The sequence below is a fragment of the Methylobacterium sp. WSM2598 genome, assembly GCF_000379105.1.
Classification (GTDB): Bacteria; Pseudomonadota; Alphaproteobacteria; order Rhizobiales; family Beijerinckiaceae; genus Methylobacterium.
This window is the reverse complement of the sequence record NZ_KB900609.1, coordinates 2226956-2253673: the sequence shown is the minus strand read 5'-3', so window position 1 is coordinate 2253673 and position 26718 is coordinate 2226956. Positions and strand designations below refer to the sequence as shown.

At 72.3% G+C, this 26718-nt stretch carries 23 protein-coding genes; 13 read left to right on the top strand and 10 right to left on the bottom strand.

All coding sequences use genetic code 11. The annotated features are described in order from the left end of the window. Positions 1-149: 149 nt before the first annotated feature. On the top strand, positions 150-3104 hold the full coding sequence (locus MET2598_RS0110560) for a PAS domain S-box protein (RefSeq protein ID WP_018260813.1): 2955 nt from the start codon (positions 150-152) through the stop codon (positions 3102-3104). A gap of 142 nt (positions 3105-3246) precedes the next feature. On the opposite strand, the gene MET2598_RS0110555 is transcribed toward MET2598_RS0110560, so the two are convergent. Further along, positions 3247-3921 carry a class II aldolase/adducin family protein gene (locus MET2598_RS0110555; RefSeq protein WP_012332529.1) on the bottom strand — a complete coding sequence of 225 codons (675 nt, stop codon included), beginning with the start codon at positions 3919-3921 and terminating at the stop codon, positions 3247-3249. A gap of 422 nt (positions 3922-4343) precedes the next feature. Between MET2598_RS0110555 and MET2598_RS0110550 the strand changes: the two genes are divergently transcribed. Together MET2598_RS0110550 and MET2598_RS0110540 are read left to right on the top strand one after the other, a co-directional pair. Beyond that, a complete protein-coding gene (locus MET2598_RS0110550; protein ID WP_012332530.1) occupies positions 4344-5033 on the top strand; it encodes a class I SAM-dependent methyltransferase in 690 nt (229 codons plus the stop codon). A gap of 205 nt (positions 5034-5238) precedes the next feature. Further along, complete coding sequence (locus MET2598_RS0110540) at positions 5239-5853, top strand: hypothetical protein (protein ID WP_018260811.1); 615 nt, start codon at positions 5239-5241, stop codon at positions 5851-5853. A gap of 103 nt (positions 5854-5956) precedes the next feature. Here MET2598_RS0110540 and MET2598_RS0110535 read toward each other — a convergent pair whose 3' ends face one another. After that, positions 5957-7078, bottom strand: a complete 1122-nt coding sequence (locus MET2598_RS0110535; protein ID WP_018260810.1) for an NADH:flavin oxidoreductase/NADH oxidase — start codon at positions 7076-7078, stop codon at positions 5957-5959. 104 nt (positions 7079-7182) lie between these two features. Next, positions 7183-9108: a propionyl-CoA synthetase gene (locus MET2598_RS0110530; protein WP_018260809.1), complete on the bottom strand. Its 1926-nt coding sequence runs from the start codon at positions 9106-9108 to the stop codon at positions 7183-7185. Positions 9109-9314: 206 nt separating this feature from the next. Between MET2598_RS0110530 and MET2598_RS0110525 the strand changes: the two genes are divergently transcribed. After that, a complete protein-coding gene (locus tag MET2598_RS0110525) occupies positions 9315-10946 on the top strand; it encodes an acyl-CoA synthetase (protein WP_018260808.1) in 1632 nt (543 codons plus the stop codon). 547 nt (positions 10947-11493) lie between these two features. Here the strand turns inward: MET2598_RS0110525 and MET2598_RS0110520 are convergent. Next, the gene (locus tag MET2598_RS0110520; protein ID WP_012332535.1) at positions 11494-11679 is read right to left on the bottom strand and encodes a YdcH family protein; all 186 of its coding nucleotides are present in this window, start codon (positions 11677-11679) and stop codon (positions 11494-11496) included. A 338-nt stretch (positions 11680-12017) separates the two neighbouring features. On the opposite strand from MET2598_RS0110520, the gene MET2598_RS0110515 reads away from it, so the two are divergent. The 3 genes from MET2598_RS0110515 to MET2598_RS0110505 all read left to right on the top strand — a co-directional run bounded on the left by MET2598_RS0110515 (position 12018) and on the right by MET2598_RS0110505 (position 14074). After that, positions 12018-12236 carry a YdcH family protein gene (locus MET2598_RS0110515; protein WP_012332536.1) on the top strand — a complete coding sequence of 73 codons (219 nt, stop codon included), beginning with the start codon at positions 12018-12020 and terminating at the stop codon, positions 12234-12236. Between the two features lie 207 nt (positions 12237-12443). Further along, positions 12444-12941: a 5-(carboxyamino)imidazole ribonucleotide mutase gene (gene purE / locus MET2598_RS0110510; RefSeq protein WP_012332537.1), complete on the top strand. Its 498-nt coding sequence runs from the start codon at positions 12444-12446 to the stop codon at positions 12939-12941. 23 nt (positions 12942-12964) lie between these two features. Then, a complete protein-coding gene (locus MET2598_RS0110505) occupies positions 12965-14074 on the top strand; it encodes a 5-(carboxyamino)imidazole ribonucleotide synthase (protein WP_018260807.1) in 1110 nt (369 codons plus the stop codon). Between the two features lie 22 nt (positions 14075-14096). Here the strand turns inward: MET2598_RS0110505 and MET2598_RS0110500 are convergent, their stop codons facing one another. Continuing rightward, the gene (locus tag MET2598_RS0110500; protein ID WP_018260806.1) at positions 14097-15458 is read right to left on the bottom strand and encodes a serine hydrolase domain-containing protein; all 1362 of its coding nucleotides are present in this window, start codon (positions 15456-15458) and stop codon (positions 14097-14099) included. A 621-nt stretch (positions 15459-16079) separates the two neighbouring features. On the opposite strand from MET2598_RS0110500, the gene MET2598_RS0110495 reads away from it, so the two are divergent. Further along, positions 16080-16958 (top strand): tetratricopeptide repeat protein, encoded by an 879-nt coding sequence (locus MET2598_RS0110495; protein WP_012332540.1) that lies wholly within the window; start codon positions 16080-16082, stop codon positions 16956-16958. Positions 16959-17068: 110 nt separating this feature from the next. Here the strand turns inward: MET2598_RS0110495 and MET2598_RS43360 are convergent, their stop codons facing one another. The 5 genes from MET2598_RS43360 to MET2598_RS0110475 all read right to left on the bottom strand — a co-directional run bounded on the left by MET2598_RS43360 (position 17069) and on the right by MET2598_RS0110475 (position 20901). Continuing rightward, a complete protein-coding gene (locus MET2598_RS43360) occupies positions 17069-17203 on the bottom strand; it encodes a hypothetical protein (RefSeq protein WP_269082995.1) in 135 nt (44 codons plus the stop codon). A 73-nt stretch (positions 17204-17276) separates the two neighbouring features. Next, positions 17277-17723 carry a GNAT family N-acetyltransferase gene (locus MET2598_RS0110490; protein WP_012332541.1) on the bottom strand — a complete coding sequence of 149 codons (447 nt, stop codon included), beginning with the start codon at positions 17721-17723 and terminating at the stop codon, positions 17277-17279. Between the two features lie 8 nt (positions 17724-17731). Next, positions 17732-18730: a class II fructose-bisphosphatase gene (gene glpX / locus MET2598_RS0110485; RefSeq protein WP_012332542.1), complete on the bottom strand. Its 999-nt coding sequence runs from the start codon at positions 18728-18730 to the stop codon at positions 17732-17734. A 44-nt stretch (positions 18731-18774) separates the two neighbouring features. Beyond that, positions 18775-20097 (bottom strand): homoserine dehydrogenase, encoded by a 1323-nt coding sequence (locus tag MET2598_RS0110480; RefSeq protein WP_012332543.1) that lies wholly within the window; start codon positions 20095-20097, stop codon positions 18775-18777. A 120-nt stretch (positions 20098-20217) separates the two neighbouring features. Beyond that, positions 20218-20901, bottom strand: coding sequence for a ceramidase domain-containing protein (locus MET2598_RS0110475; protein ID WP_018260804.1), 684 nt, complete (start codon positions 20899-20901; stop codon positions 20218-20220). A gap of 118 nt (positions 20902-21019) precedes the next feature. On the opposite strand from MET2598_RS0110475, the gene xth reads away from it, so the two are divergent. From xth to MET2598_RS0110450, 5 genes are all read left to right on the top strand, one after another. Continuing rightward, on the top strand, positions 21020-21832 hold the full coding sequence (xth, locus tag MET2598_RS0110470) for an exodeoxyribonuclease III (protein WP_012332545.1): 813 nt from the start codon (positions 21020-21022) through the stop codon (positions 21830-21832). Between the two features lie 196 nt (positions 21833-22028). After that, a complete protein-coding gene (locus MET2598_RS0110465; RefSeq protein WP_018260803.1) occupies positions 22029-23633 on the top strand; it encodes an ABC transporter substrate-binding protein in 1605 nt (534 codons plus the stop codon). Positions 23634-23799: 166 nt separating this feature from the next. Further along, positions 23800-24753: an ABC transporter permease gene (locus MET2598_RS0110460; protein WP_018260802.1), complete on the top strand. Its 954-nt coding sequence runs from the start codon at positions 23800-23802 to the stop codon at positions 24751-24753. A gap of 4 nt (positions 24754-24757) precedes the next feature. Further along, positions 24758-25678 carry an ABC transporter permease gene (locus MET2598_RS0110455; RefSeq protein ID WP_018260801.1) on the top strand — a complete coding sequence of 307 codons (921 nt, stop codon included), beginning with the start codon at positions 24758-24760 and terminating at the stop codon, positions 25676-25678. Next, entirely contained in the window at positions 25675-26718 is a 1044-nt protein-coding gene (locus MET2598_RS0110450) for an ABC transporter ATP-binding protein (RefSeq protein WP_018260800.1), read from the top strand. The genes MET2598_RS0110455 and MET2598_RS0110450 overlap by 4 nt, the downstream gene beginning before the upstream one ends.

Genomic DNA, 26718 nt, shown 5'->3' with positions numbered 1-26718 from the left:
CGCGCCGCTTTCGATCGCGCGCAATCCAAAACGTTGACAAGGCTCGGGCCGATGCGTCAGGTGGCAGCCTCGACGCCAGCCGTGGGGAGCCTGGGGGCTTTGCAAGCGAGGGCCAGCGCAGCGTGGCCGTGGCCAGGTTAGGCGGATTTATGGGTGAGGACCGGAGCGACGCGGGATTCGGGGCGCGGCGCGCGCGCTGGCCGCGCCTGCGCGCCGCCCGCCGCGACCGGCCCGCCTGCGCGGCGTCGGCGGCCTGCGTGGCGGCGTCGCCGGCCGCCGCGTCCGTGCCCGACCTGCCGGCCGGATGGTTCGAGAGCGCGTCGCTCGGCCTCACGGCCTCCCTGGTGGCGCTCGCGGCGACCGCCTCGGTCGTGCTGCGGCGCAAGCGGCGGCGCCTCGCCCAGGACGCCCCGGGCGAGCGCGAGCGGGCTGCGCCCTCGGTGCGCGAGGCCGCGGCGGTGGCGGAGGCGACGCGCGCCGCCGCGCTCCTCGGCAAGACCCTCGACTGCATGGATCAGGGGGTGATCCTGGTCGGGCCGGACCGCACGGTCCAGGTGGCGAACCGGCGGGCGCGGGAGTGGCTCGGCCTCTCGGAGGAGTTCATCGCCGGCCGGCCGAGCTACCGGGAGGTGCGGGCGCGGGCGCGGCTGAGCCCCCACTGGGGCACCCTCGTCTCGGACACCCCCCTCCAGCTCTCCGAGGAGGATCCGGAGGCCACCCACACGATCGCGGAGCGGCGCAACGCCGACGGGACCGTGCTGGAGATCCGCACGGTCCGCACGGAGGATGGCGGCCTCATCCAGACCCTCACCGACATCACCGAGCGCCGCAGCGCGGAGGATCGCTACCGGCTCCTCGCGGAGAACGCCACCGACCTGATCTCGCTGCGGCCGCGGGGCCGCGACGGGCGGGTCTACGTCTCGCCCTCCTCCCGGGCCGTGGTGGGCTGGGAGCCGGAGGAATTCGCGCAGCTGCGGGCCGACCAGCGGCTGCACCCGGACGATCTCGACCGCGTGCGCCGGGAGGTGACGGCGCTGACGCCCGACTCGCCCCGGCGCACGAGCGAGCACCGGCTGCGCCACAAGGCGGGCCACTACGTCTGGGTGGAATCGACGCTCCTGCTCACCAAGCCCGGCACGCCCGAGGAGGCGGTGATCGTGGCCTCGCGGGACGTGACGGCCCGCCGGGCCGCCGACGCGGCCCTGCGCGAGAGCGAGGCGCGCCACCGGCTCCTCGCCGAGCGCACCGGGGACATCATCGCCCGGGCCGACCTCAACGGCGTCCTGCGCTACCTCTCGCCGGCGGTCGAGCGGGTGATCGGCTACCCGGCCGACGAGCTCCTCGGCCGCTCGGCCCTCTCCCACATCCACCCGGACGACCGTCCGATGGTGATGCGGCGCTACAGCGCCCTGGTGGAGGCCGGCCCGGGCGCGCGCGCCAAGTTCGAGTACCGGGTGCGCCACCGGCACGGCCACGACGTCTGGCTCGAGGTGAACCCGACCGTCCTGTACGACGAGGGCGACCTCGCGCCGCTCGGCTTCGTGGACGTCGCCCGCGACGTGACCGCCCGCAAGGCGGTCGACGCGGAACTCGCCGCGGCCCGCGAGCAGGCCGAGGCGGCGCGCATCCAGGCCGAGCACGCGAGCCAGGCCAAGACCGACTTCCTGGCCTCGATGAGCCACGAGATCCGCACGCCGCTGAGCAGCGTGATCGGCTACACCGAGATGCTGCTCGACGACGCGGAGCTGACGCAGAGGCAGCACCTGCAGGCCTCCCGGATCCGCTCGGCCGGCTCGGCCCTGCTCACGGTGGTCGACGACATCCTGGACTTCTCGAAGATCGAGGCGGGGCAGGTCGACCTCGACCTCGTGCCCTTCGCCCTCGACGGCCTGATCGAGAACGCCGTCGCGATCGTGCGCCAGCTCGCCGAGCGCAAGGGGCTGGAGATCCGCGTCGAGCTCGATCCGGCCCTGCCGCGGGCCCTCGTCGGCGACCAGAACCGCCTGCGCCAGATCCTGCTCAACTTCCTCAACAACGCGCTCAAGTTCACCCGCCGCGGGCGGGTCGTGCTGGCGGTCGAGAAGGCCGGCGACGGGGCGGGCGGCTGGCCGATCCGGTTCTCGGTCACCGACACGGGCATCGGCATCGCCCCCGAGCAGCAGGCACGGCTGTTCAAGCGCTTCAGCCAGGTCGACGGCTCGATCCGGCGGGAATTCGGCGGCACCGGGCTCGGGCTCGCCATCTCCAAGAAGCTGATCGAGCTGATAGGCGGGGCGATCGGCGTGCGCAGCGCCCCCGGCGAGGGCTCGACCTTCTGGTTCGAGGTGCTGCTGCCCGAGGCCGACGAGGCGCCGCCGGCCGCCTGCGCGGCGCCGCCCCCGGCGGTGCGGCCGGCGCGCATCCTCCTCGTCGAGGACCTGATCGTGAACCAGGACCTCGCGCGCGCCGTGCTGGAGAAGGGCGGCCACAGCGTCGACGTGGCCAATGACGGGCTGGAGGCGATCGCGGCCGTCCAGGCCAACCGCTACGACCTCGTGCTGATGGACGTGCAGATGCCGGGCATGGACGGGGTCACCGCCACCCGCCACATCCGGGCGCTGCGCCCGCCCGTCTGCACCATCCCGATCATCGCCATGACGGCGAACGTCCTGCCGAGCCAGGTGGCCGAGTTCCGCGCGGCCGGGATGAACGACCATCTCGGCAAGCCCTTCCGGCGCGAGGAATTGCACGCGGTGATCGAGCGCTGGATCAACGGCGCCCGGCCGGGCCCGTCGCGGGAGGCCCTCGACCGCATCGTCTACGACGACGTGGTCGGCCTGCTCGGCGCCGACCGCCTCGGCTACTTCCTCGACGAGCTCGCCCGCGAGATCCGCGACCGGCTGAGCGACCAGAAGCTCTGCGGCGCCGACCCGGAGCGCCTCGCCCGCGACGCCCACGGCCTGATCGCCTCGGCCGGGACCCTCGGCTTCGCCGAGCTCTCGGGCCTGTGCAAGCGCCTGGAAGTGGCCTGCCAGAGCGGCGCCTTCGAGGACATGCTGGCCGAGGTGCGGGCAGGGCGCGACCGGGCGCTCGGCGAGATCGACCGGCTGCGGCCGGCCGCCTGATCCGGGATCCGCTCGATCGCAGCGGATCCCGGATCACGAGCCCGCGCGGCGCCTGAGCGCGGCGCCTGAGCGACGCCGACATCCGCATGGCCGAAATCGGAGATGGCGAAGCCATCAACCGGATGTCGTAAGATCCGACCGTTCAGGGCGTGCCGGCCGCCGCGCCGCGCAGCCCGTAATCGGCGAAGCGCTCCAGCACCGCGTCGATCTCCGCGCGCGAGAGGATCACCGGACCGCCCTCGAGCTGCAGGCTGTGATGGTACTGCTTGGCGAGCGTCTCCAGCTCGACCGCCCGCCACATCGCCTTCTCCAGGCTCTCGCCGATCGCGATGATGCCGTGGTTGGCGAGCAGGCAGGCGGTGCGGTCCCGGAGGGCCGCCAGCGCCTCCCGCGACAGGGCCTCGGTGCCGTAGAGCGCGTAGCCCGCGCAGCGCACGTCGTGGCCGCCGAAGGCCGCCACCATGTAGTGGCAGGCCGGGATCGACCGGCGGGTGATCGCGATCGCCGTCGCGAAGGTCGGGTGCGCGTGGACCACCGCCCCGGCATCCGGGCGGCTGCGCAGGATGTCCCGGTGGAAGCGCCACTCGGTCGAGGGCTTGAGCGGGCCCTCCCAGACGCTCCCGTCGCCGTCGAGCGGCATCGCGGCGATCATCTCGGGCGTCATCAGGTCGTAGGGCGTGGCGCTCGGGGTGAGCAGCATGCGCGCGCCGTGCCGCGCCGAGATGTTGCCGGCCGTGCCCTGGTTGAGGCCGTTGCGGTTCATCTCGCGGCAGAGCGCCACGATCCTCTCCCGCAGGTGTCGCTCGGTCCCGTCCATCCGCACCTCCCCGCCTGCGCGCGCCTTATCATGGGCCGGCGGGCCGGTCATCGGCGGCCGTGACGCCCGGGACACAGCCCCAGCATCTGCCTTGCGCCGGATAGAATTGAGCCAGCTCATCGCCTATCATCCCCGCGGGAAGCCGCCGCGGGCGGGCCAGATGGCGCCGCGTGTCGCAGTGACGTCACAATATAGCTGGCAAAACGGCCCCGTTGCGGGGCGCGGGACGGGCCGGTTCTGCTCGGGCGCGGCCGGAAGCGATGTGACGGATTGAAGTCGTCATGCTTCTGTTAAGGACATCCTCTACCGCTCGGAGCGCCCGAGGGGGGATGCGACGGAATCCGGAACGGTGCGCCCGCCTCGGCGCAACGCCGTCCCGGCCGAGCGCGCGGCAGCCCCCTTCCATCCGGAGAGCCGAAGCGATGTCCTCCATGCCCCACAGTCACGCCGCGACGGCGGACGCGATGCCCGCGCGGGATCTGGACACCGACGCGGTGGCGAAGGCCTATGGCCGCTGGGCGCCGGTCTACGACCTGGTGTTCGGCCGCGTCTTCGCGCGGGGGCGCAGCCTGTCGATCGAGGCGGCCGAGCGGGTCGGCGGCCGCGTGCTGGAGGTCGGCGTCGGCACCGGCATCTCGCTCCCGGCCTACCGGCGCACGACGCGGCTCTACGGCGTCGACATCTCGGAGCCGATGCTGGAGAAGGCCCGCGAGCGCGTCCGCGGCCTGCGCCTGCAGAACGTCGAGGGGCTCGCGGTCATGGACGCGGAGCATCTCGACTTCCCGGACGGCGCCTTCGACGTGGTGGTGGCGCAGTACGTGGTCACGGCCGTGCCCGACCCGGAGGCCGCCCTCGACGAGTTCGCCCGCGTCGTGCGGCCGGGCGGCGAGATCGTGATCACCACGCGGATCGGGGCCGAGGGCGGCCTGCGCGGGGCGCTGGAGAAGGCCTTCTCGCCGATCGCCAACCGCCTCGGCTGGCGGACCGAGTTCTCGTGGAGCCGCTACGCCCGCTGGGCCGAGGCCCATGGCGGGGTCTCCATCGTGGAGCGCCGCTCCCTGCCGCCGCTCGGCCATTTCTGCCTGATCCGCATCCGGAAGGCGGCCGGCTGAGGCCATTCCCACGCGATCCCGGATCCGGGTTCCGGTTGATCCAGGCGGATCCCGGATCACCAGCCCGCGCGGCGCTTGAGCGAAGCCCCGATCCGCCATTCCGAAGGGATCAAGCGGATCACCAGCCCGCGCGGCGCCCGAGCGAAGCCCCGATCCGCCATCCCGAAGGGATCAAGCGGATCGGGCATGAGAGGAGACAGGTGCGATGACGAGCTTTCTCGAGGCGCTGCGGATCCAGCGCTGGGACGACCACCGCTACTATCACCACAGCCGGATCAACCAGTCGCTGCACCTCGTGAGCGCGGTGAGCTTCCTGGTCGCCTACGCGATGGCGTTCAAGGACCCGGCCATGGCGGCCGTGATCGGCTGGCTGGTTTCGATGCTGTCCCGGCAGGCGGGCCACTTCTTCTTCGAGCCGCACGGCTACGACGAGGTGAACCAGGCCACCCACGAGCACAAGGAGGAGATCAAGGTCGGCTACAACCTGCAGCGCAAGGTCGTGCTGATGGCGGTGTGGGCGTTGTCGCCGCTGCCGCTCTACTACGACCCGACCTTCTTCGGCCTGTTCGCGGAGCCGGAGGGTCCGCTGGACGTGATGCGGCAGGTCGGCCTGATCTGGCTGGCGATCGCGGTCGGCGGCCTGCTGTTCCGGGTGGCGCAGCTCTGCCTGACGCAGAGCGTGCAGACGGGCCTGGTCTGGGCGACCAAGATCCTCACCGACCCGTTCCACGACATCAAACTCTACTACAAGTCGCCGCTCTACCTCCTCCAGGGCGAGCTGATCGACCGCGGCGGCGACATTGCGCACAAGCCCAACTGATGGCCCGCGGCGGCGCGGCCCCCGCCCTCCGGGCGGGGGCTCGTCGGCTTTCCCGCGACCGTTTCCGCCTCCCGGCCCGGTGAGGACGCGATCGGCGGCGCGCTCAGCGCTGGCCGAAGGCGGCGTCCTTGAACAGTTCCTTGAACTCGCGGGGCTGCGAGCGCCAGTACTGTTTCGGCGCGTGCACGCGGGCGCCGAGTTCGGCCGCGGCGTGCCAGGGCCAGCGCGGATCGTACAGCATGGCGCGGGCGAGCGAGACCGCGTCCGCCCGCCCCTCCTGCAGGATCTGCTCGGCCTGGGCCGGCGTGGTGATCAGGCCGACCGCGATGGTGACGAGGTCGGTCGCCTGCCGGACCCGCTCGGCGAAGGGCACCTGGTAGCCCGGGCCGAGGGCGATCTTCTGCCTGGGCGAGACGCCGCCGGTGGAGACGTGGATCGCCGCGGCGCCGCGCTCCTTCAGCGCCTGCGCGAAGGCGACGGTCTGCTCGACCTCCCAGCCCTGCTCCACCCAATCCGTCGCCGAGACCCGCGCCCAGACCGGCTTGCCCGCCGGCACCGCGTCGCGCACCGCGTCGAACACCTCGAGCGGGAAGCGCATCCGGTTCTCCAGGCTGCCGCCATAGGCGTCGGCGCGCTGGTTGGAGAGGGGCGAGAGGAACTGATGCAGCAGGTAGCCGTGCGCGGCGTGGAGTTCGACCGCGTCGATGCCGAGCCGCATGGCCCGCTTGGCGGTGGCGACGAAGTCGTCGCGGATGCGCTTCAGGTCGGCGGCGTCGAGGGCGCGCGGCGCCACCTCGCCCTCCGCGTGCGGGAGCGGAGAGGGCGCCTCGGTGAGCCAGCCGTAGGGATGGTCGGGGGCGATCTGCGCGCCGCCGTCCCAGGGGGCCTGGCTCGACGCCTTGCGGCCCGCATGCGCGAGCTGGATGCAGATCGGCCGCGGCGCGTAATCGCGGATCGCCGCCAGCACGCGGCCGAGCTCGCGCTCGCAGGCATCGTTGTAGAGGCCGAGATCGCCGGAGGTGATGCGCGCCTCGGGCGACACGGCGGTCGCCTCCAGGGTGAGCAGCCCGGCGCCCGACATCGCGAGCTGTCCGAGATGCATCATGTGCCAGTCGCTCGCCTCGCCGTCCCGCGCCGAGTACTGGCACATCGGGGCGATGATGATGCGGTTCTCAAGTTCCAGGCTGTCGAGGCGCAGGGGCTCGAACAGGCGGGGCGCGGTCATGCGGGAGACCTCCGTTGGCGGACCGCGTCTATCTGGACGCGGCGCGCCCGCCCGGAAAGCCCTCCGGGCCTCCCCGCGCATCATCCCCGCGCCGCGGGCATGTCTCAGCCGAGGCCGCGCGCCCGCAGGGTCGCGCCGATCTCGTCCAGGATGGCGGGATCGTCGATGGTCGGCGGGGTGGTCCAGGGCTCGCCGTCGGCGATCTTCTTCATCGTGCCGCGCAGGATCTTGCCCGAGCGGGTCTTGGGCAGCCGCCCGACCGTCAGGGCGAGCTTGAAGGCGGCGACCGGGCCGATGCGCTCGCGCACCAGGGCCACCAGCTCGCCCTCGACCTCGACGGGGGAGCGGGCGACGCCGGATTTCAGCACCACGAAGCCGCAGGGCACCTCGCCCTTCAGGCTGTCGCGGATGCCGATGACCGCGCATTCGGCCACGGCCGGGTGGGAGGCCAGCACCTCCTCCATGCCGCCGGTGGAGAGCCGGTGGCCCGCCACGTTGATGATGTCGTCGGTCCGGCCCATGACGTAGACGTAGCCGTCGCGGTCGAGGAAGCCGGCATCCGAGGTGTTGTAGTAGCCCGGGAAGGTGGCGAGGTAGCTCTCGCGGAAGCGCTCGTCCTGCTGCCAGAGGGTCGGCAGGCAGCCGGGGGGCAGCGGCAGCGCGATCGCGATCGTGCCCATCGTGTCCGGGGGCACCGGCCTGCCGCCCTCGTCGAGCACCTGCACGTCGTAGCCCGGCATGGCGACGGTCGGGCTGCCGTGCTTGACCGGCAGGATGCCGAGGCCGACCGGGTTCGCGGCGATCGGCCAGCCGGTCTCGGTCTGCCACCAATGGTCGACGACCGGCACGGCGAGGATGCGCTCCGCCCAGGCGACGGTGTCCGGATCGGCCCGCTCGCCCGCCAGGAACAGGGTGCGGAAGCCCGACAGGTCGTGCCCGCGCAGCAGGGACGCCTCGGGATCCTCCTTCTTGACCGCGCGCAGCGCCGTCGGCGCGGTGAACAGGGCGACGGCCCCGGTCTCGGCGATGACCCGCCAGAAGGCGCCCGCATCGGGCGTGCCGACCGGCTTGCCCTCGTACAGGACGGTGGTGCAGCCGTGCAGGAGCGGCCCGTAGACGATGTAGGAATGGCCGACGACCCAGCCGACGTCGGAGGCGCACCAATACACCTCGCCGGGCCGGATGCCGTAGAGGTTCGGCATCGACCAGGCGAGCGCCGCGAGGTAGCCGCCCGTGTCGCGCACCACGCCCTTCGGCTTGCCGGTCGTGCCGGACGTGTACAGGATGTAGAGCGGGTCGGTGGCGGCCACCGGCAGGCAGGGTGCCCGCCGCCCGGCGGCGCGGGCTTCGGCGACCGCCGCGGCCCAGTCGCGGTCGCGTCCGGCCGCCAGGGCGGCCTCGGCCTGGGGGCGCTGCAGGATCAGGCAGGCGAGCGGCCTGTGGGCGGAGAGCCGGCAGGCCTCGTCGAGGAGGGGCTTGTAGGCGACGACCCGCCCCGGCTCGATCCCGCAGGAGGCCGCGAGCACGACCTTGGGGGCCGCATCCTCGATGCGGGCAGCCAGTTCCTTGGCGGCGAAGCCCCCGAACACGACCGAGTGGACCGCGCCGAGGCGGGCGCAGGCGAGCATCCCGAACAGCGCCTCGGGCACCATCGGCATGTAGAGCACGACGCGGTCGCCGCGCCCGACGCCGAGATCCTGCAGCACGGCGGCGAGCAAAGCGACCTCGTCCTGCAACTCGGCGTAGGTGATGCGCCGCTTGGTGCCGGTGACGGGGGAATCGTAGAGGATCGCCGCCTGCTCGCCGCGGCCCGCCGCCACGTGGCGGTCGACGGCGTTGTGGCAGGCATTGACCTCGGCGCCGACGAACCAGCGGCCGTAGATCCCGGCCTGCGGGTCGAAGACGCGGTCGGCCGGCCGGTGCCAGTCGATGGCGCCGGCCGCCTCGGCCCAGAACCCGGCGGGATCCGCCTTCCAGGCCCCGTAGACCTCCGCGTAGCGGCTCTGCGTCGTGCTCCCGAGCGGCGCCATGGCCTGCCTCCCTGGTCGGGCCGCGGGGCGCCGGTCCGGCGCCGCGGCTCCTGGTTGGGGTGAGCTTTAAGCGACCCGCCGGCGCCGGTGAATCCGCCGATGCGCCTACGCCTTTGGTGGGACGGCCCGCATCTTGCGATTTTTCTCGCCGCGGCGGCCCGCTACATTGCGCCAGGGGCGCGCGACGCGCCACGGGAGGCATCCGCATGAGTGCCGGGACCATCTACGACCATGGCCTCGACCGGAATCCGGCCAATTTCCAGCCGCTGACGCCCCTCACCTTCCTGGAGCGCGCGGCCACCGTGTTTCCGGACCACGTGGCGGTGGTGCACGGGCCGCTGCGGCATTCCTACGCGAACCTCTACGCGCGCACCCGCCGGCTCGCCTCGGCGCTCGCGGCGCGCGGGATCGGGCGCGGCGACACGGTGGCGGTGATGCTCGCCAACACGCCGGCCATGATCGAGTGCCACTACGGCGTGCCGATGACCGGCGCCGTGCTCAACACCCTCAACACCCGCCTCGACGCGGCGATCATCGCCTTCTGCCTCGATCACGGCGAGGCCAAGGTGCTGATCACCGACCGGGAATTCGCGCAGGTGATCAAGCCGGCGCTGGCGCTCGCCAAGGTCAGGCCGCTCGTCATCGACTACGACGACCCGGAATTCGGCGGCGAGGGCGAGCGCCTGGGCAGCCTGGATTACGAGGCCTTCCTCGCCTCCGGCGACCCCGCCCACGCCTGGTCCCTGCCCGGCGACGAGTGGGACGCGATCTCGCTCAACTACACGTCCGGGACCACGGGCGATCCGAAGGGGGTCGTCTACCATCACCGCGGCGCCTCGCTGCTCGCGGTCGGCAACGTGATCACCACCGGCCTCGGCAAGCACCCGGTCTATCTCTGGACCCTGCCGATGTTTCACTGCAACGGCTGGTGCTTTCCCTGGACCCTGTCGGTGGTGGCGGGCACGCATGTCTGCCTGCGGCAGGTGCGGGCCAAGCAGATGTACGACGCGATCGCCGATCACGGCGTCACGCATCTCTGCGGCGCGCCGATCGTGATGCAGCTCCTGCTGAACGCGCCCGCGGCGGAGCGCCGGGCGCTGCCGCACCGGGTGTCGTTCTTCACCGCCGCCGCCCCCCCGCCCGAGGCGGTCCTGGCCGGCATGGCGGAGGCGGGCTTCGACGTGACCCACCTCTACGGCCTCACCGAGACCTACGGGCCGGCGGTGGTCAACGAGTGGCACGCGGATTGGGACGCGCTGACCAAGCCCGAGCAGGCGGCCCGCAAGGCGCGCCAGGGCGTGCGCTACCCGCCCCTCGAAGCGCTCGACGTGCTCGATCCCGAGACGATGCGGCCGGTGCCGGCGGACGGGCAGAGCCTCGGCGAGGTGATGTTCCGCGGCAACGTGGTGATGCGCGGCTACCTCAAGAACCCGACCGCCACCCAGGCCGCGTTCCGGGGCGGCTGGTTCCACTCGGGCGATCTCGGCGTCAAGCACCCGGACGGCTACATCCAGCTCAAGGACCGCTCGAAGGACATCATCATCTCGGGGGGCGAGAACATCTCGTCGATCGAGGTGGAAGAGGCCTTGTTCAAGCACCCGGCCGTGGCGGCGGCCGCGGTCGTCGCCAAGCCGGACGAGAAATGGGGCGAGACGCCCTGCGCCTTCGTGGAGCTGAAAGGGTCCGAGATGGTCTCGGCCGAGGAGCTGATCGGCTGGTGCCGGCAATCGCTCGCCGGCTACAAAGTGCCCAAGCACGTCGTCTTCACGGAACTCCCGAAGACGTCGACCGGCAAGATCCAGAAATTCGTGCTGCGGGAGATGGCGAAAGCGCTGTGACACGACATCCGACGGGTTGCGTCACCATGCAGATGTCGGCTTCGCTCAGGCGCCGCGCAGGCTCGTGATCCGGGATCCGCTGCGATCAAGCGGATCCCGGATCATCCGCTGCCCGGACGTGATCGTCCGGGCAGCGGATGATGCGGCGCGGCCGATGAGGTCCCCCCTCTTCCCGGGCCCGTTCGGCCCCGCATGGCGGGAGCGGGGCGGACGGAGATCCGGAGACAAGGGGGGACTTGGGGGGGACTTGGGGGGGACTTGGGAGGGGGACTTGGGACAGGCCGGGCCTTGAGAAACCGTGCCGCCGGCGGCCTTCGATCGCTCTGCGGAACCGGTGCGCAGAGAATCGTGCGAGGGGCCGGCGCGGCGGCCGCGCGACCGCGGCGCGGCGTGTCGATGGAGTGTCGTGGGGGATGGCTCGCCTGGACCGCGAGCGCCTCGTCCGAACCGGGACGGTGTCGGGATCCTCACCGCACCGACCGCCACGCGGTCGCCGGGACTTCCGTTCCGTTCGAACGGGGCCGCCCGAGGTCTGGCGGCGCGGAGCCTAGTGCACCACGCGCGCCGCGCTGGTGCGAAGTCGGTTGATCTCGTCCTTGAGGTGCAGCTTGCGTCGCTTGAGCTCGACCACCCGGAGGTCGTCGGTCGAGGGATGGGAGATCGCGTCCTGGATTTCGCGCTCGAGCGCCTCGTGCTTGCGCTCGAGTTCGGACAGATGCGTCTGCAGCGACATCGGCTGAGTCCTCCTGTCATGGTTGCGACATAAGCAGATTGCCACAGGCCGGGGCGCCTGTCGAAGGCATTCGTCGCTGCACTGCACGGTGACGCCGCGGCGACGACAGGGCGACACTCGCGGCAGCACGGCGGTTCAGCGTTGCCCGCCATCCCGGAAGCGTCGCCGTTGCGGCGTTTCGACGATGCCGCCGGGGCGCGCCGGGCGAGGATTCCGCTACGACACGACGCAGGGAGAACGGGCCGGACGCCCGCGCGGCGGGGCCGGCCCCCCAACCTCCGCCTTGCTGGAATCGGCGGCCTGGCGCATCCTCCGCGCAGGGCGTCGGGATGGACGATATGGCGTTCGAGTTGAGTGCGGAATCGGCGGCCGAGTACGAGGCGGAGCTGGCGCGCCTGCGCGAGGAGCACCGCGACCTCGACGACGCGATCGAGGCGCTGATGCAGCTCGCGAGCGGGGACCGGCTGCAGGTCCAGCGGCTCAAGAAGCGCAAGCTCGCCCTGCGGGACCGGATCAGCTTCCTGGAGGACCAGCTCACCCCGGACATCATCGCCTGAGGGCGGCCGGCCCGACCATCGTGCGGTTGCGGCGCGCCGCCCGGGCCGCTAGTGCGGGGAGAGGGCCCGGCATCGCGGGGCGGTTCCGTTCCGGGATCCGAACCATCGGTTCGGCACCCGGATCCTCGACCCGCGCGGCGCCCGAGCGAAGCCGATTTCCGCGTTGTGAGGCAATCGACCGGAAATCGTACGGGAGGGCGTGAGAGCATGGCGGCATCGCCCGCGGTCGCGGTCATCATGGGCAGCCAGTCGGACTGGGCCACGATGCGGCACGCCGCCGAGACCCTCGACGCCCTCGGGATCGCCTACGACGCCCGCATCGTCTCCGCGCATCGCACGCCCGAGCGCATGGTCGCCTTCGCCAAGGGCGCCAGGGCGGCGGGATTCCAGGTGGTGATCGCGGGGGCGGGCGGCGCGGCGCACCTGCCCGGCATGGTGGCGTCGCTGACGCCGCTGCCGGTCCTCGGCGTGCCCGTGGAGTCCAAGGCGCTCTCGGGCCAGGACAGCCTGCTGTCGATCGTGCAGATGCCGGCCGGCATCCCGGTCGGCACGCTCGCGATCGGCCGGGCCGGCGCCGTCAACGCCGCGCTCCTCGCGGCCGCCATCCTCGCCCTCTCGGATCCCGACCTCGCCGCCCGGCTCGACGCGTGGCGCGCCCGCCAGAGCGGGGCGGTGGCCGAGCGCCCGGATTCCTCCGCCCCGTGAGTGCCGAGACCAGCGACCCGCCCATGACTCAGCCCGCCCCGCTCGCCCCCGGCCGCACCGTCGGCATCGTCGGCGGCGGCCAGCTCGGCCGCATGATCGCGCTCGCCGCGGCGGCCTACGGCCTCAAGGTCCACGTCTACGCGCCGGACGACGACAGCCCGGCCTTCGACGTCGCCGCCGCCCGCACGGTGGCGGCCTACGAGGACGAGGCGGCCCTCGCCGCCTTCGCGGCGGCAGTCGACGTCGTCACCTACGAGTTCGAGAACGTCCCGCGCCGGACCGCCGAGATCCTGTCCGCCGCCAAGCCCCTGCACCCGAGCGCCGCGGCGCTCGCCACCACCCAGGACCGGCTGGCGGAGAAGAGCTTCGTGGCGGGGCTGGGCATCCCCACCGCCCCGTTCCGGGCCGTCGACGACGCGGCGGGCCTCGCCGAGGCGGTGGCCGCGCTCGGGCTGCCCGCCGTGCTCAAGACCCGCCGCTTCGGCTACGACGGCAAGGGTCAGCGCATGCTGCGCCCGGATGCGCCGCTCGACGCCGAGGCGGTGATGGCGTCGCTCGGCCACCAGCCCTGCATCCTGGAGGGCTTCGTGCCCTTCGAGAGCGAGGTCTCGGTGGTGGCGGCCCGGGCCGGGGACGGCACCTTCTCGGCCTACGATCCCTGCGGCAACGAGCACCGCGACCACATCCTCGACCGCACCCTGGTGCCGGCGCCCGGGATGGACCCGGAGAGCTGCGAGGAGGCGCTCGGCATCGCCCGCCGGATCGCCGAGGCGCTCGGCTACGTCGGCGTGCTCGCGGTCGAGATGTTCCTGGTCCGGGGCGGCGACGGCCGCGCCCACGTCGTCGTCAACGAGATCGCCCCGCGGGTGCACAATTCCGGGCACTGGACCATCGAGGGCGCGCTGACCTCGCAATTCGCCCAGCACGTGCGGGCGATTTGCGGCTGGCCCCTCGGCGCCACCGGGCGGGTCGGCGGCGCCGCCGTCGAGATGCGCAACCTGGTCGGGCCGGCGGTCGAGGCGTGGCGCCAGATCCTCGCCGAGCCCGGCAGCCACCTCCACCTCTACGGCAAGGGCAAGGCCCGCCCCGGCCGCAAGATGGGCCACGTGACGCGCCTGCTGCCGCCGGCCTGACGGCGGCAGCAGGCGCGCCGCCTCAATCCGCGATCGCGGCGTAGACCAGCTGCTTGAACGCGCGCCGGTAGAAGGCCCGGCTCGGGCCCGGCGCCTGGGTCATGATCACCACCGCGAGATCCTCCCTGGGATCGACCCAGAAGAAGGTGCCGGCGTAGCCCGCCCACATGAACTCCCCGGCCGAGCCCGGCACCCCGGCGATCCCCGCCTCCTTGCGCACCATGAAGCCGAGCCCGAACGTGTAGCCGGGCACGCCCATCAGCAGGTCGCCCGGCGTGGCGACGGGCCGGATGCGCTCGCCGAGATGGTCGGAGGTCATCAGCTCGACGCTCTTGCGGCTGAGGATCCGCGTGCCGGCGAGGCGGCCGCCGTCGAGCATGGCCTGCGCGAAGCGCAGGTAATCCGCCGCCGTGCCGTAGCCGCCGGCCCCGCCCGAATCGTTCCGCGGCACCGCGCCGTCGATGAGCCGGTTGGGCGCCCCGGTGGCCGGGTCGGTGGCGAGCGGCAGCGCGATCCGGCCCGCCTTCTCGGGCGGGACCGAGAAGCCGGTCTCGGTCATGCCGAGGGGCCGGAACAGGCGCTCCTCCAGGAAGGCGCCGAGCCGCTTGCCGGAGACCTTCTCGATCACGCGGCCGAGCACGTCGACCGCGAGGCTGTACTGCCAGACCGTGCCGGGCTGGTAGGCGAGCGGGGCGGCGGCGATGCGGCTCGTGAATTCCTCGGGCGTGAGGTCGGTGGTGTTGTAGTCGAAATCCGGCTTGTACAGGCCGGCTTTGACGTAGGCGGCCTTGACCAGCGGGTTGGTGGTGATCTCCCCGTAGGCGAGCCCGGCCGTGTGGCGCAGCAGATCCTGCACGGTCGGCGCGCGCTCGGCCGGCACGAGGTCGTAGGCCACCTCGCCGAGGGCGTTCGGCTTCTGGACCGCGACCTTCAGGTCCTTGAAGTCCGGCAGGTGCTTGGCGACCGGGTCGGTCAGCTGGAGCGCCCCGTCCTCCACCAGCATCATCGCCCCGACCGAGACCAGCGGCTTCGTCATCGAGTAGATGCGGAAGATCGCGTCCTTGGCGAGGGGCTCCCCGGCCGGCCGGTCGCGGAAGCCGAAACTCTCCGCGAAGGCAAGGCGCCCGTGCCGGGCGATCATCACGACCGCGCCCGGGAGCCGGCCGGCCGCGACCTCGGCCTCGATCACCCGCCCGATTCCCTTCAGGCGCTCCGAGGAGAGCCCGACCTCCTCCGGACTGGCCGGCGCGAGGACGTCTCCGCCGCGCCGCGCCGCGGGGGCCTCGGCCAGGACGGGCCCGGCGAATCCCAGCAGCAGGGCCGTCATCCCGGCCAGCATCGTCCGCCGCAGGCCCCCGCGGGGCCCGCGCTCCGTCTCCCTCATCGCATCCTCCCTCGTCCGCGGGCCTCTGTCGGACCCGGGTGCAGCACTCTAAGCGCAAACGCCTCCAGGATGCTGACGCATCGGGGCGTTGACCATCCCGGATTGTCGACACCAAGCCAAAGGCTTGGCGAGACGGCTTGGCGGGACGGCTTGGCGAAAAGGCTTGGCGAGACGGCTTGGCGAGACGGCTTGGCGAAAAGGCTTGGCGACGATCCGAGAACGGAACCAGCGGTCACGAGAAATCACCGCCGGGATAAGCGCAAACGCCCGACGGGATTCCGCTCAGAGTCGCGATCCCGCGTCACTTCCGCCGCCGAAGCGATGACCGCTTCGGCGAAGGATATGGCGAGGCCGTCCCGGCGAGGCGCGGGCGGCAGCCGCGCGCCGCCTGCGGCGCCGGCGCCACAGAGGGCGCCTCCCCGCACCGTCCGGCCCGGCGCACCCGGCCGCAGCCACACCTTCGCCACATCGGCCCTGTGAAGCGGGGCCACGCGGACGCTTAAGGCGGCATTCACCGCGATCCCCGACGGTCCATTCCGGACGGGATCGCGCGGGTGCCGCGATCCGATGGGGTGACAGACCGCGCGGCCAGGGCTTGCGCCGCCGCTGGGGGACGAGGGGATGAAGGCTGTGATCGTGCTGCGCCGGACGAAGCCGGCGGCCGTGCTCGGAGCGACCGCCCTCGCGGCGTTGCAGCTCGCCGGCTGCGACACCGTCAGCCGCGCCACCGCGACGCGGCAATTCGCCGTGCTGGAGACCGACAAGACCGGCGCGGCCGACGTGAACATCGCCTCGCTCACGGACGTGATCCAGCGCAACCCGAGCGATCCGGCCGCCTACAACACCCGCGGCGCCGCCTATGCCCGGGCGGGCAATTACGGCGAGGCGATCGCGGACTTCACCAAGGCGGTGCAGCTCGATCCGAATTCCGCCTCGGCCTACAGCAACCGGGCGCTGGCCTACCGTCAGTCGGGCCGCAACGACGCCGCGCTGCAGGACTTCACGCGCGCCCTCACGGCCGATCCGAACTACAGCGCGGCCTATATCGGGCGGGCGAACCTGCAGCGGGCGATGGGCAATTACGAGGCGGCCTACTCGGACCTGAGCCAGGCGATCCGCCTCACGCCCGAATCGGCGGAGGCCTACCACGCCCGCGGCCTGGTGCGGCAGGCGCAGGGCCAGCACCGGGCGGCGATCGGCGATTTCGACGCCGCGATCGACCGCAACCCCTTCGTGAGCGCCCCCTACGCGGCCCGCGGCCAGAGCCTGATCGCCACGAACCAGTACGACAAGGCGATCGAGGACTTCAACGCGGCCCTGAACGTGAACAACAAGGACGCGGATTCCTGGGCCTATCGCGGCGTCGCCTACGAGAAGTCGGGCCGTCGCCAGGAGGCGATGGAGAGCTACCAGCGCGCCACGGCGATCGACCAGAACAACGCGGTCGCCCGCCAGGGGCTCGGGCGTGTGCAGGGCGGGATGGCCTCGCTGTTCCGGTGAACCGTCGCGCGCCGCTCCGGCCCGATCCGTGCGGCGCGCGCCGCGTCCCCGATGCGGACGTGGCGGCCGCTGCAGCGCGCCCGACATGCTGCGCCGAAAGCCCCGGCCGCTCACCGCCTCATCCGCCATCCGGTTGATGGCTTCGCCATCCGGTTGATGGCTTCGCCATCCGGTTGATGGCTTCGCCATCCGGTTGATGGCTTCGCCATCCGGTTGATGGCTTCGCCATCTCCGATTTCGGCCATGCGGATGTCGTCTTCGCTCAGGCGCCGCGCAGGCGCGTGATCCGGGAGCCGCTCCGATCAAGCGGCTCCCGGATCACAGGATCTTCCGGTACTGGATGAAGCCTGAGCGGTCCGCCAGCGTGTCGTAGAGCGCGCGGGCCGTGATGTTGCCCTCCTGGGTCAGCCAGTAGACCCGGCTCGCCCCCGCCTCCCGCGCCTTCTCGTAGACGGCCTCGATCAGCGCGCGCCCGGCTCCGCGGCCGCGGGCGGCCTCCGCCGTAAACAGGTCCTGCAGGTAGCAGTAGGGTCCCACCGTCCAGGTCGAGCGGTGGAAGATGTAGTGCACGAGGCCGATCACCGCTCCGTCCGCCTCCGCCACCAGCCCGTGCATCGGCTCGGACGGATCGTGCAGGCGCGCCCAGGTCGTGTCGCAGACCTCGGGCGCGACGCTCCCGCCGTAGAAGCGCAGGTAGCCCTGCCAGAGGGGCTCCCAGACGGCCCGCTCGTCGGGCCGCAACGGCCGAACCAGAGGAGCCGTCATCGCGCCTCCTACTTCAGGTGGAACTTGGTGAAGTCGCGGTGCTCCGCCTGGATGCGGCGCACCGTGCCCGTGTGGGATCGATAGACGATCGTGTCGGTCTGCACCACCTCCCGCCCGAAGCGGACGCCCTTGACCAGGGCGCCGTCGGTCACGCCGGTGAGCGCCACCACCACGTCGCCGCGGGCGAGATCCTCCAGGTCGTAGCGGCGGTTGGGATCCTGCACGCCCATCTTGGCGGCGCGGTCGCGCTTCTCCTGGGTGTCGAGGATCAGCCGCCCCTGCATCTGGCCGCCGATGCAGCGCAGGGCGCCGGCCGCCAGCACGCCCTCGGGGGCCGCGCCGATGCCGAGATAGATGTCGATCCCGGTTTCCTCCGGCATGGTCGTGAAGATCACGCCGGCCACGTCGCCGTCCGAGATCAGGCGCACGCCGGCGCCCGTCCGGCGGATCGCCGCGATCAGGTCGGTGTGGCGCGGCCGGTCGAGGACGAGGGCGGTGATCTCCGAGGGCGGGACCCCCTTGGCCTTGGCGAGCGCCTGGATGTTGTCCTCGGGGCTCGCGTCGAGGTCGACCACGCCGCGCGGGTAGCCGGGGCCGACCGCGATCTTGTGCATGTAGACGTCCGGCGCGGCCAGCAGCGTGCCGCCCTCCGCCATCGCCATCACGGCGACCGAGCCCGGCATGTCCTTGGCGCAGAGCGTGGTGCCCTCGAGGGGATCGACCGCGATGTCGACCTTCGGCCCCTGGCCGTTGCCGAGGGTCTCGCCGATGAACAGCATCGGGGCCTCGTCGCGCTCGCCCTCGCCGATCACCACCGTGCCGGCGATCGGCAGGCGGTTCAGCTCGCGCCGCATCGCGTCGACGGCGGCTTGGTCGGCGGCCTTCTCGTTGCCCTGGCCGCGCAGGCGGGCGGCGGCGACGGCCGCGCGCTCCGTCACGCGCACCAGTTCGAGGGTGAGGATGCGCTCGATGATCGGGCTCGGGGCGGCCTTGGTGGCGTCCGACATGCGGTCAGGTTCCTCGTCAAACTCTGTCAGGGCGGCGCGGGCCGTCAGTCCCGCTCGATCCGGATGACCTGCGGCGGCTCCGAGAGGAAGCCGTCCGCCGCCATCGCGTCGAGGCTGGCGCGGATCGCCGCCTCCGTCGCCGCGTAGGTGATGAGCACGAGCGGCACCGGCATGCCCGATCGCCCGTGCGGGTCCTGGGCGGCCGCGTTCTCGGAGCGGCGCTGCAGGATGCTCTCCAGCGAGATCTCGCGCTCGGCCATCCGGGCCGCCACGCCCGCCGCCACGCCCGGCCGGTCGTGCACGGTCAGGCGGATGTAGTAGCCGCCCTCGTGGCGCTGCATCTCGGCCCGGGGCGGGCGCACCAGCGAGCCGGCCGGGCGCCCGAAGGCCGGGACGATCCGGCCGGCGGCCACGTCGGCGATGTCGGCGACCACCGCCGAGGCGGTGGCGTCGCCCCCGGCGCCGGGACCGATCAGCGTCAATTCGCGCAGCGCGTCCGTGTCGATCGTGACGGCGTTCGTCACGCCCATCACCTGCGCGATCGCCGAGGAGCGCGGCACCATGGTCGGGTGCACGCGCTGCTCGATGCCGGCCGGCGTCGCCTCGGCCACGCCCAGGAGCTTGATCCGGTAGCCGAGTTCCTCGGCCATGCGCAGGTCGAGGGGCGTGATCGCCGAGATGCCCTCGACCGAGATGCCCTCCGCGTCGATCTCGCTGCCGAAGGCGAGGCTGGTGAGCACGGCGAGCTTGTGGGCGGTGTCGAAGCCCTCGACGTCGAAGGTCGGGTCGGCCTCCGCGTAGCCGAGGGCCTGCGCGTCCTTCAGGCAGGCCTCGAAGGTCAGGCCCTCCAGCTCCATCCGGCTCAGGATGTAGTTGCAGGTGCCGTTCAGGATCCCGTAGACCCGCGAGATCGCGTTGCCGGACAGCGCCTCGCGCAGGGTCTTGACCACCGGGATGCCGCCGGCCGCCGAGGCCTCGAAGGCCAGCGCCGCGCCCGCCCGCTCGGCCGCCCGGGCGAGATCCGCGCCGTGGCGGGCGAGGAGCGCCTTGTTGGCGGTCACCACGTGCTTGCCGGCGGCGAGCGCCGCCTCGACGGTGGCGCGGGCCGCGCCCTCCGCCCCGCCGATCAGCTCGACCACGCAATCGACCTCGCCCGAGCGGGCGAGGGCCACGGGATCGTCGAACCACGCCACCTCCGCCAGGGAAAGGCCGCGGTCGCGGCCGCGGTCGCGGGCCGAGACGGCCGTCACGGTGATCGGGCGCCCGGACGCGGCCGTCAGCACCGCGGCGCGGCGCTCCAGCATGCGCATGACGGCGGCGCCCACCGTGCCGAGGCCGGCGACGCCGAGGCGGAGGCTCTGAGTCATGCGCGCATCCAACGACCTTCGCGGCGCCCGAAGCGCGGCCTCAGGCAGACGCGGACCTTCTGCAACGATTTCCGGGCCCGTGCAAGGAAGCGCGGGCCGGCCTTTCCCGAGCGGACGGGATCAGCCCGGCGGCTCGCGCCCTGCTTGCGCGAGCAGCGTCACGAGTCCGGCGAGCAGGGCCGCATTCATCACGTGCCACAACCAGTGGATGCCGATCGGGATCGCCCCGCAGAGCGGCGCGTCGAGGGTGCGGGCGGCGAGCGAGGCGAGGAACAGGCCGGAGAGGCCGAGCATCGCCGATCCGGCCCGGACGCGGGCGGGCCGCGCCGAGGCGCGCAGGGCGGCGCCGACGCCCAGCAGGGCGAGCAGGGCGGGCAGGTAGGCGAGCGAGCCGTTCGTCGCCGCCGCGAGCCCGCGGCCGGCGAGCGCCGAGAGGCCCGGCTCGAAGCCTAATCCCGCCGCGAAGGCGAGGGTCGCGAGCGCGCTCCGTCCCGCGCCGAGGCCGAGCAGCCGGTGCAGGGCGAGGAAGAAATAGGCGTGGATGAAGATTGCGATCGGCAGCACGTCGGCGAGTTCGGCCCAGCACACCGCGAGCGTGTGGAACAGGAAGCTGCCGATCCCGATCACGCCGATCAGCGCGGCGAGCGCCAGCGAGGCGGCGTCGCGGGGCCGGCGCCCGGCCCGGGCGAGGAGCAGCAGGCACGCCGCCAGGAAGGCCGCGTTCGAGACCGCGTTCAGCGGCTCGGCCCAGAACCCCGCATCCCCGCGCTCGCAATAGGCGCGAACCGGCTCCCACCATCCCATCGGCCAAGCCCCCCTCGCCCCGCCTCTCCTTGCAAAGGCTCGGCGAAACCCCGATGACGGGCGCCGCCCTCCTCGCGCGCGACGCGGGCACGGCCCTCCTCGGCGGAAGCGGGTTGCGATGCGGATCACCACCTGGAACGTCAACTCGATCAGGCAGCGCCTCGGCCACCTGCTCGCCTTCCTGGAGGAGGCCAAGCCCGACGTGGTCTGCCTCCAGGAGCTGAAATGCGTCGACGAGAGCTTCCCGCGCACCGAGATCGAGGAGGCGGGCTACGTGGTGGCGACCCACGGCCAGAAGGCGTTCAACGGCGTCGCCCTGCTGGCGCGCCAGCCCCTGCCCCTGCGCGAGCTGCGCCGCGGCCTGCCGGGCGATCCCGAGGACGCCCAGGCCCGCTACATCGAGGCCCTGATCCCGACGCCGGCGGCGAACCTGCGGGTCGCCTCGATCTACCTGCCGAACGGCAACCCGGTCGGGACGCCGAAATTCGACGACAAGCTCGCCTTCCTGCGCCGCCTCACCGCCCACGCGCGCCAGCTTCGGGAGCGGGAGGAGGTGCTGGTGCTGGCCGGCGACTACAACGTGATCCCGGAGCCGGTCGACGTGGCCGATCCCGCGGCCTGGCTCGGCGACGCGCTGTTCCGGCCCGAGAGCCGCGCGGCCTTCCGGGCGCTCCTCAACGAGGGCTTCGCCGACGCCCTGCGGGCCTGCGACGAGCGGCCCGGCCTCTACACCTTCTGGGACTACCAGGCCGGCGCGTGGCCGCGGAATCTCGGCATCCGCATCGACCACCTGCTGCTGTCGCCCCAGGCCCTCGACCGGCTGGTCTCCGCCTCGGTGCAGAAGCACCTGCGCGGCCTGGAGAAGCCCTCGGACCACGTGCCGGTGACCGTCGAACTCGATCTCGACCGACCGGCCGCTGCCTATTTCTGAAGCAATCCGCTCCGCCGCATCCTTGCCTGCACGTCTATGCGACGCATTCGCGCCGGCCCTGATCCGAGGGCCGATTGATCGCGGCTTTCCTGCCTTCGGTTTAGTCGCCTCGACGACGGCCTCCCGGCCGCGCCCCGGCGGACGATGGCAGGCCTCTTGCTAAGCCCCCGGCGCCAACAGAAGCGCGAGGTGTTCCGTGAGGCCATGGTCTTTCCGCAGCCCGATCCTGGGTCTCGTTCTCGCTGCCGTCCTGGCCCTGCCGGCCGCGGCGCAGGGCGTGCTCCGCATCGGGATGACCGCCTCCGACATCCCGCTGACCACCGGACAGGCGGACAATGGCGGCGAGGGCATGCGCTTCATGGGCTACACGGCCTATGACGCGCTCATCAACTGGGACCTCGGCAGTGCCGACAAGGCCTCCGAACTGACCCCGGGCCTCGCCACCGCCTGGAAAACCGACCCCGACGACACGCGCAAGTGGATCTTCACCCTGCGCGAGGGCGTGACCTTCCACGACGGCTCGCCCTTCGACGCCGACGCGGTGGTCTGGAACCTCGACAAGCTCCTCAAGAACGACAGCCCGCAATTCGACCCGCGCCAATCGGCGCAGGGGCGCACCCGCATCCCGAGCGTGGCGAGCTACCGGGCCGTCGACCCCAAGACGGTCGAGATCGTCACCAAGACCCCGGACGCCACCTTCCCGTTCCAGATCGCCTGGATCCTGATGTCCTCGCCGGCGAACTGGGAGAAGCAGGGCCGCAGCTGGGACGCGGTCGCGAAGGCGCCCTCCGGCACCGGCCCGTGGAAGATCACCACCTTCGTGCCCCGGGAGCGGGCGGAGCTCACCCCGAACAAGGCGTACTGGGACAAGGCGCGGGTGCCCAAGCTCGACAAGCTGGTGCTGATCCCCCTGCCCGAGGCCAATGCCCGCGTGGCGGCCCTGCGCTCGGGCCAGGTCGACTGGATCGAGGCGCCGGCCCCGGACGCGCTCGCGTCGCTCAAGGCGGCGGGCTTCCGGATCGTCACGAACCTCTACCCGCACAATTGGACGTGGCACCTGTCGCGGGTCGAGGGCTCGCCCTGGAACGACATCCGGGTCCGCAAGGCGGCGAACCTCGCGGTCGACCGCGAGGGGCTCAAGGAGTTCCTGGGCGGCCTCGCGGTGCCGGCCGAGGGCTTCATGACCCCGGGCCATCCCTGGTTCGGCACGCCGGCCTTCAAGGTGAAGTACGACCCCGAACAGGCCAAGGCGCTCCTGAAGGAGGCCGGCTACGGCCCGAACAAGCCGGTCACCACCAAGATCCTGATCTCGGCCTCCGGCTCGGGTCAGATGCAGCCTCTGCCGATGAACGAGTTCATCCAGCAGAACCTCGCCGAGGTCGGCATCAAGGTCGATTTCGAGGTCGTGGAATGGAACACGCTCATCAACATCTGGCGCGCCGGCGCCAAGAGCGAGAGCGCGCGGGGCGCCACCGGCATGAACTACTCCTACCTGATCCAGGATCCGTTCACCGCCTTCATCCGCCACGCCCAGTGCAACCTGGCGCCCCCGAACGGCACCAACTGGGGCTTCTACTGCGACCCTGAGATGGACAAGCTGTTCGATCAGGTTCGCACCACCTTCGATCCGGCGGCGCAGACCGCCGTGCTGCGGAAGATCCACGAGAAATTCGTCGACGACGCGCTCTTCCTGATGGTGACGCACGACGTGAACCCGCGGGCGATGAGCCCGAAGGTGAAGGGCTTCGTCCAGGCGCAGAGCTGGTTCCAGAACTTCTCGTCGATCTCGATGGACAAGTGACCCGGCCCGCGCGGCAGGCGTCGACCCGGCCCGCGCGGCGGGCGTCGGCCCGGCCCGCGCGGCGGGCCGGGCCGCCATCGGGGAACGCCGCTGTCCGGAAAGCCGGTCCCGCGCCCGCGCCGCGCGCTCCGGGCGCCGGCCGCCACTCACGGAGGCCCGAAGGCCCATGCTCTCCTTCGTCCTGAAGCGCGTCGCCTACGCGGCGCCGGTCGCCCTCGGGGTGAGCCTCGTCTGCTTCCTCCTCGTGCACCTCGCCCCGGGCGATCCGCTGAGCGCGATCCTGCCCGTCGACGCCACCGCCGAGATGCAGGCGCAGATGCGCGCGGCCTACGGCTTCGACAAGCCCCTCCCCGTCCAGTACGGGCTCTGGCTCTGGAAGGTGCTGCACGGCGACCTCGGCACCTCGATCGCGACCGGCCGCCCGGTCGCCGCGGAGGTCGGCCGCGCGGTCACCAACAGCCTGATCCTGGCCGCGGTGGCGACGCTGATCGGCTTCACCTTCGGCACCTTCTTCGGCTTCGTCGCCGGCTACGCCCGCGATTCCTGGCTCGACCGGCTCGCCTCGGCCGTCGCGGTGTTCGGGGTGAGCGTGCCGCATTACTGGCTCGGCATCGTGATGGTGATCGTGTTCTCGGCGACGCTCGGCTGGCTGCCGCCCACCGGGGCCGGGCCGCAGGGGTCGGGCGATTGGTGGCCCGACGCGGAGCACCTGCGCTACCTCGTGCTGCCGGCCATCACCATGTCGGTGATCCCCATGGGCGTGATCTCCCGCACCGTGCGGGCGCTGGTCGGGGACATCCTGCACCAGGACTTCGTCCAGGCGCTGCGCGCCAAGGGCCTGTCCGAGTTCGGCGTGTTCCGGCACGTGGTCAAGAACGCGGCCCCCACCGCCATCGCCATCATGGGGCTGCAGCTCGGCTACCTGCTCGGCGGCTCGATCCTGATCGAGACCGTCTTCGCGTGGCCGGGCACCGGCTTCCTCCTCAACGCGGCGATCTTCCAGCGCGACCTGCCCCTCCTCCAGGGGACGATCCTGGTGCTGGCGATGTTCTTCGTGACCCTCAACCTCCTGGTCGACGTGGTGCAGACCGCCCTCGACCCCCGCATCCAGAGGGCCTGAGCCGATGACGCCTCCGACCACCCTCGCCTCCGCCGATCGGGGCGCGGCGGCCCCCGCGGAGAGCGCCGAGGCCCCGGTCCAGGCCGGCCGCGGCTACTGGGGCAGCGTCCTCTCCCGCCTCCTGCGCGACAGGGTCGCGATGGCCGCCCTGCTGGTGATCCTCCTGATCGTGCTCGCGGCCGTCTTCGCCCCGCTGATCGCGCCGATGGATCCGTTCAAGGGCTCGATGATCCGCCGCCTCAAGCCCGTCGGCGACGCCACCTACCTGCTCGGCTCCGACGAGCTCGGCCGCGACATGCTGAGCCGCCTCCTCTACGCGGGCCGGCTCTCGCTGTTCATGGGCGTGCTGCCGGTGGTGATCGCCTTCTTCGTCGGGTCGGGCCTCGGCATCCTGGCGGGCTACGCCGGCGGCTGGGCCAACACGCTGATCATGCGGGTCGTCGACGTGTTCTTCGCGTTCCCGTCCGTGCTCCTCGCCATCGCGCTCTCGGGGGCGCTGGGGGCGGGAATCCTCAACTCGATCGTGTCGCTCACCGTGGTGTTCGTGCCGCAGATCACCCGCGTGGCCGAGAGCGTGACGGTCCAGATCCGCAATCGCGACTACGTGGAGGCGGCCCGGGTCTCGGGGGCGAACCCGCTCCGCGTGGTGCGGGTGCAGGTGCTCGGCAACGTGCTCGGCCCCGTCTTCGTCTACGCGACGAGCCTGATCTCGGTCTCGATGATCCTGGCCTCCGGCCTCTCCTTCCTGGGCCTCGGCGTGAAGCCGCCGGAGCCCGAATGGGGCCTGATGCTCAACACCCTGCGCACGGCGATCTACGTGAACCCCCTCGTGGCGGCGCTGCCGGGCGCGATGATCTTCGTCACCTCGATCTCCTTCAACCTGCTCTCGGACGGGCTGCGCTCGGCCATGGAGGTGCGCTCATGAGCGAGACGCTCGACCCGCGCGACCGCGGCGGCCCCGCCCAGCCCCTGCTCTCGGTGCGGGGCCTCGTGAAGCATTTCGGGTCGAAGGGCGGGCTGTTCGGCAAGGGGCCGGTGGTGCGGGCCGTCGATGGCGTCGACTTCGACATCCTCAAGGGCGAGACGCTCGGCGTCGTCGGCGAGTCCGGCTGCGGCAAGTCCACCACCGCCCGCCTGCTCATGCAGATCATCGCGCCGGACCAGGGCGACGTCGTCTTCGACGGCGAGCTCCTCGGCTCGCGCGCCCTCGACCTGAAGTCCTATCGCCGGCAAGTGCAGATGGTCTTCCAGGATTCCTACGCCTCGCTCAACCCGCGCCTCACCGTCGAGGAGACGGTGGCGTTCGGGCCGCAATCGCACGGGCTGTCGCGCCGCGCGGCGCTCGGGCGCGCCCACGACCTGCTGCGCCGGGTCGGGCTGGAGCCGCGCCGCTTCGGGGCGCGCTACCCGCACGAGGTCTCGGGCGGCCAGCGCCAGCGCGTCAACATCGCCCGGGCCCTCGCGCTCGAGCCGCGCCTGCTCATCCTCGACGAGGCGGTCTCCGCCCTCGACAAGTCCGTCGAGGCGCAGGTGCTCAACCTCCTCACCGATCTCAAGCGCGAGTTCGGCCTGACCTACATGTTCATCTCGCACGACCTCAACGTCGTGCGCTTCATGTCGGACCGCGTGATGGTGATGTATCTCGGCAAGGTGGCCGAGCTCGGCCCGGCCGACGCCATCCTGGCGAGCCCGCGCCACCCCTACACGGCGGCGCTGCTGGCCTCGCAGCCCTCGACCGACCCGGGCGCCCGCATCGAGGAGGCGCCCCTCACGGGCGACCCGCCGAACCCGATCAACCCGCCGCCCGGCTGCTGCTTCCACACCCGCTGCCGCTTCGCCGCCGCGATCTGCGGCGCGCGCGAGCCCGGCCTCGACGAGGTCGCGCCGGGCCACGCCGCCGCCTGCCACAGGGCGGTGGCCGGCTCCGGCCACCCCGAGGCCCCCGCCCTCCCGATGGCAGCCTGA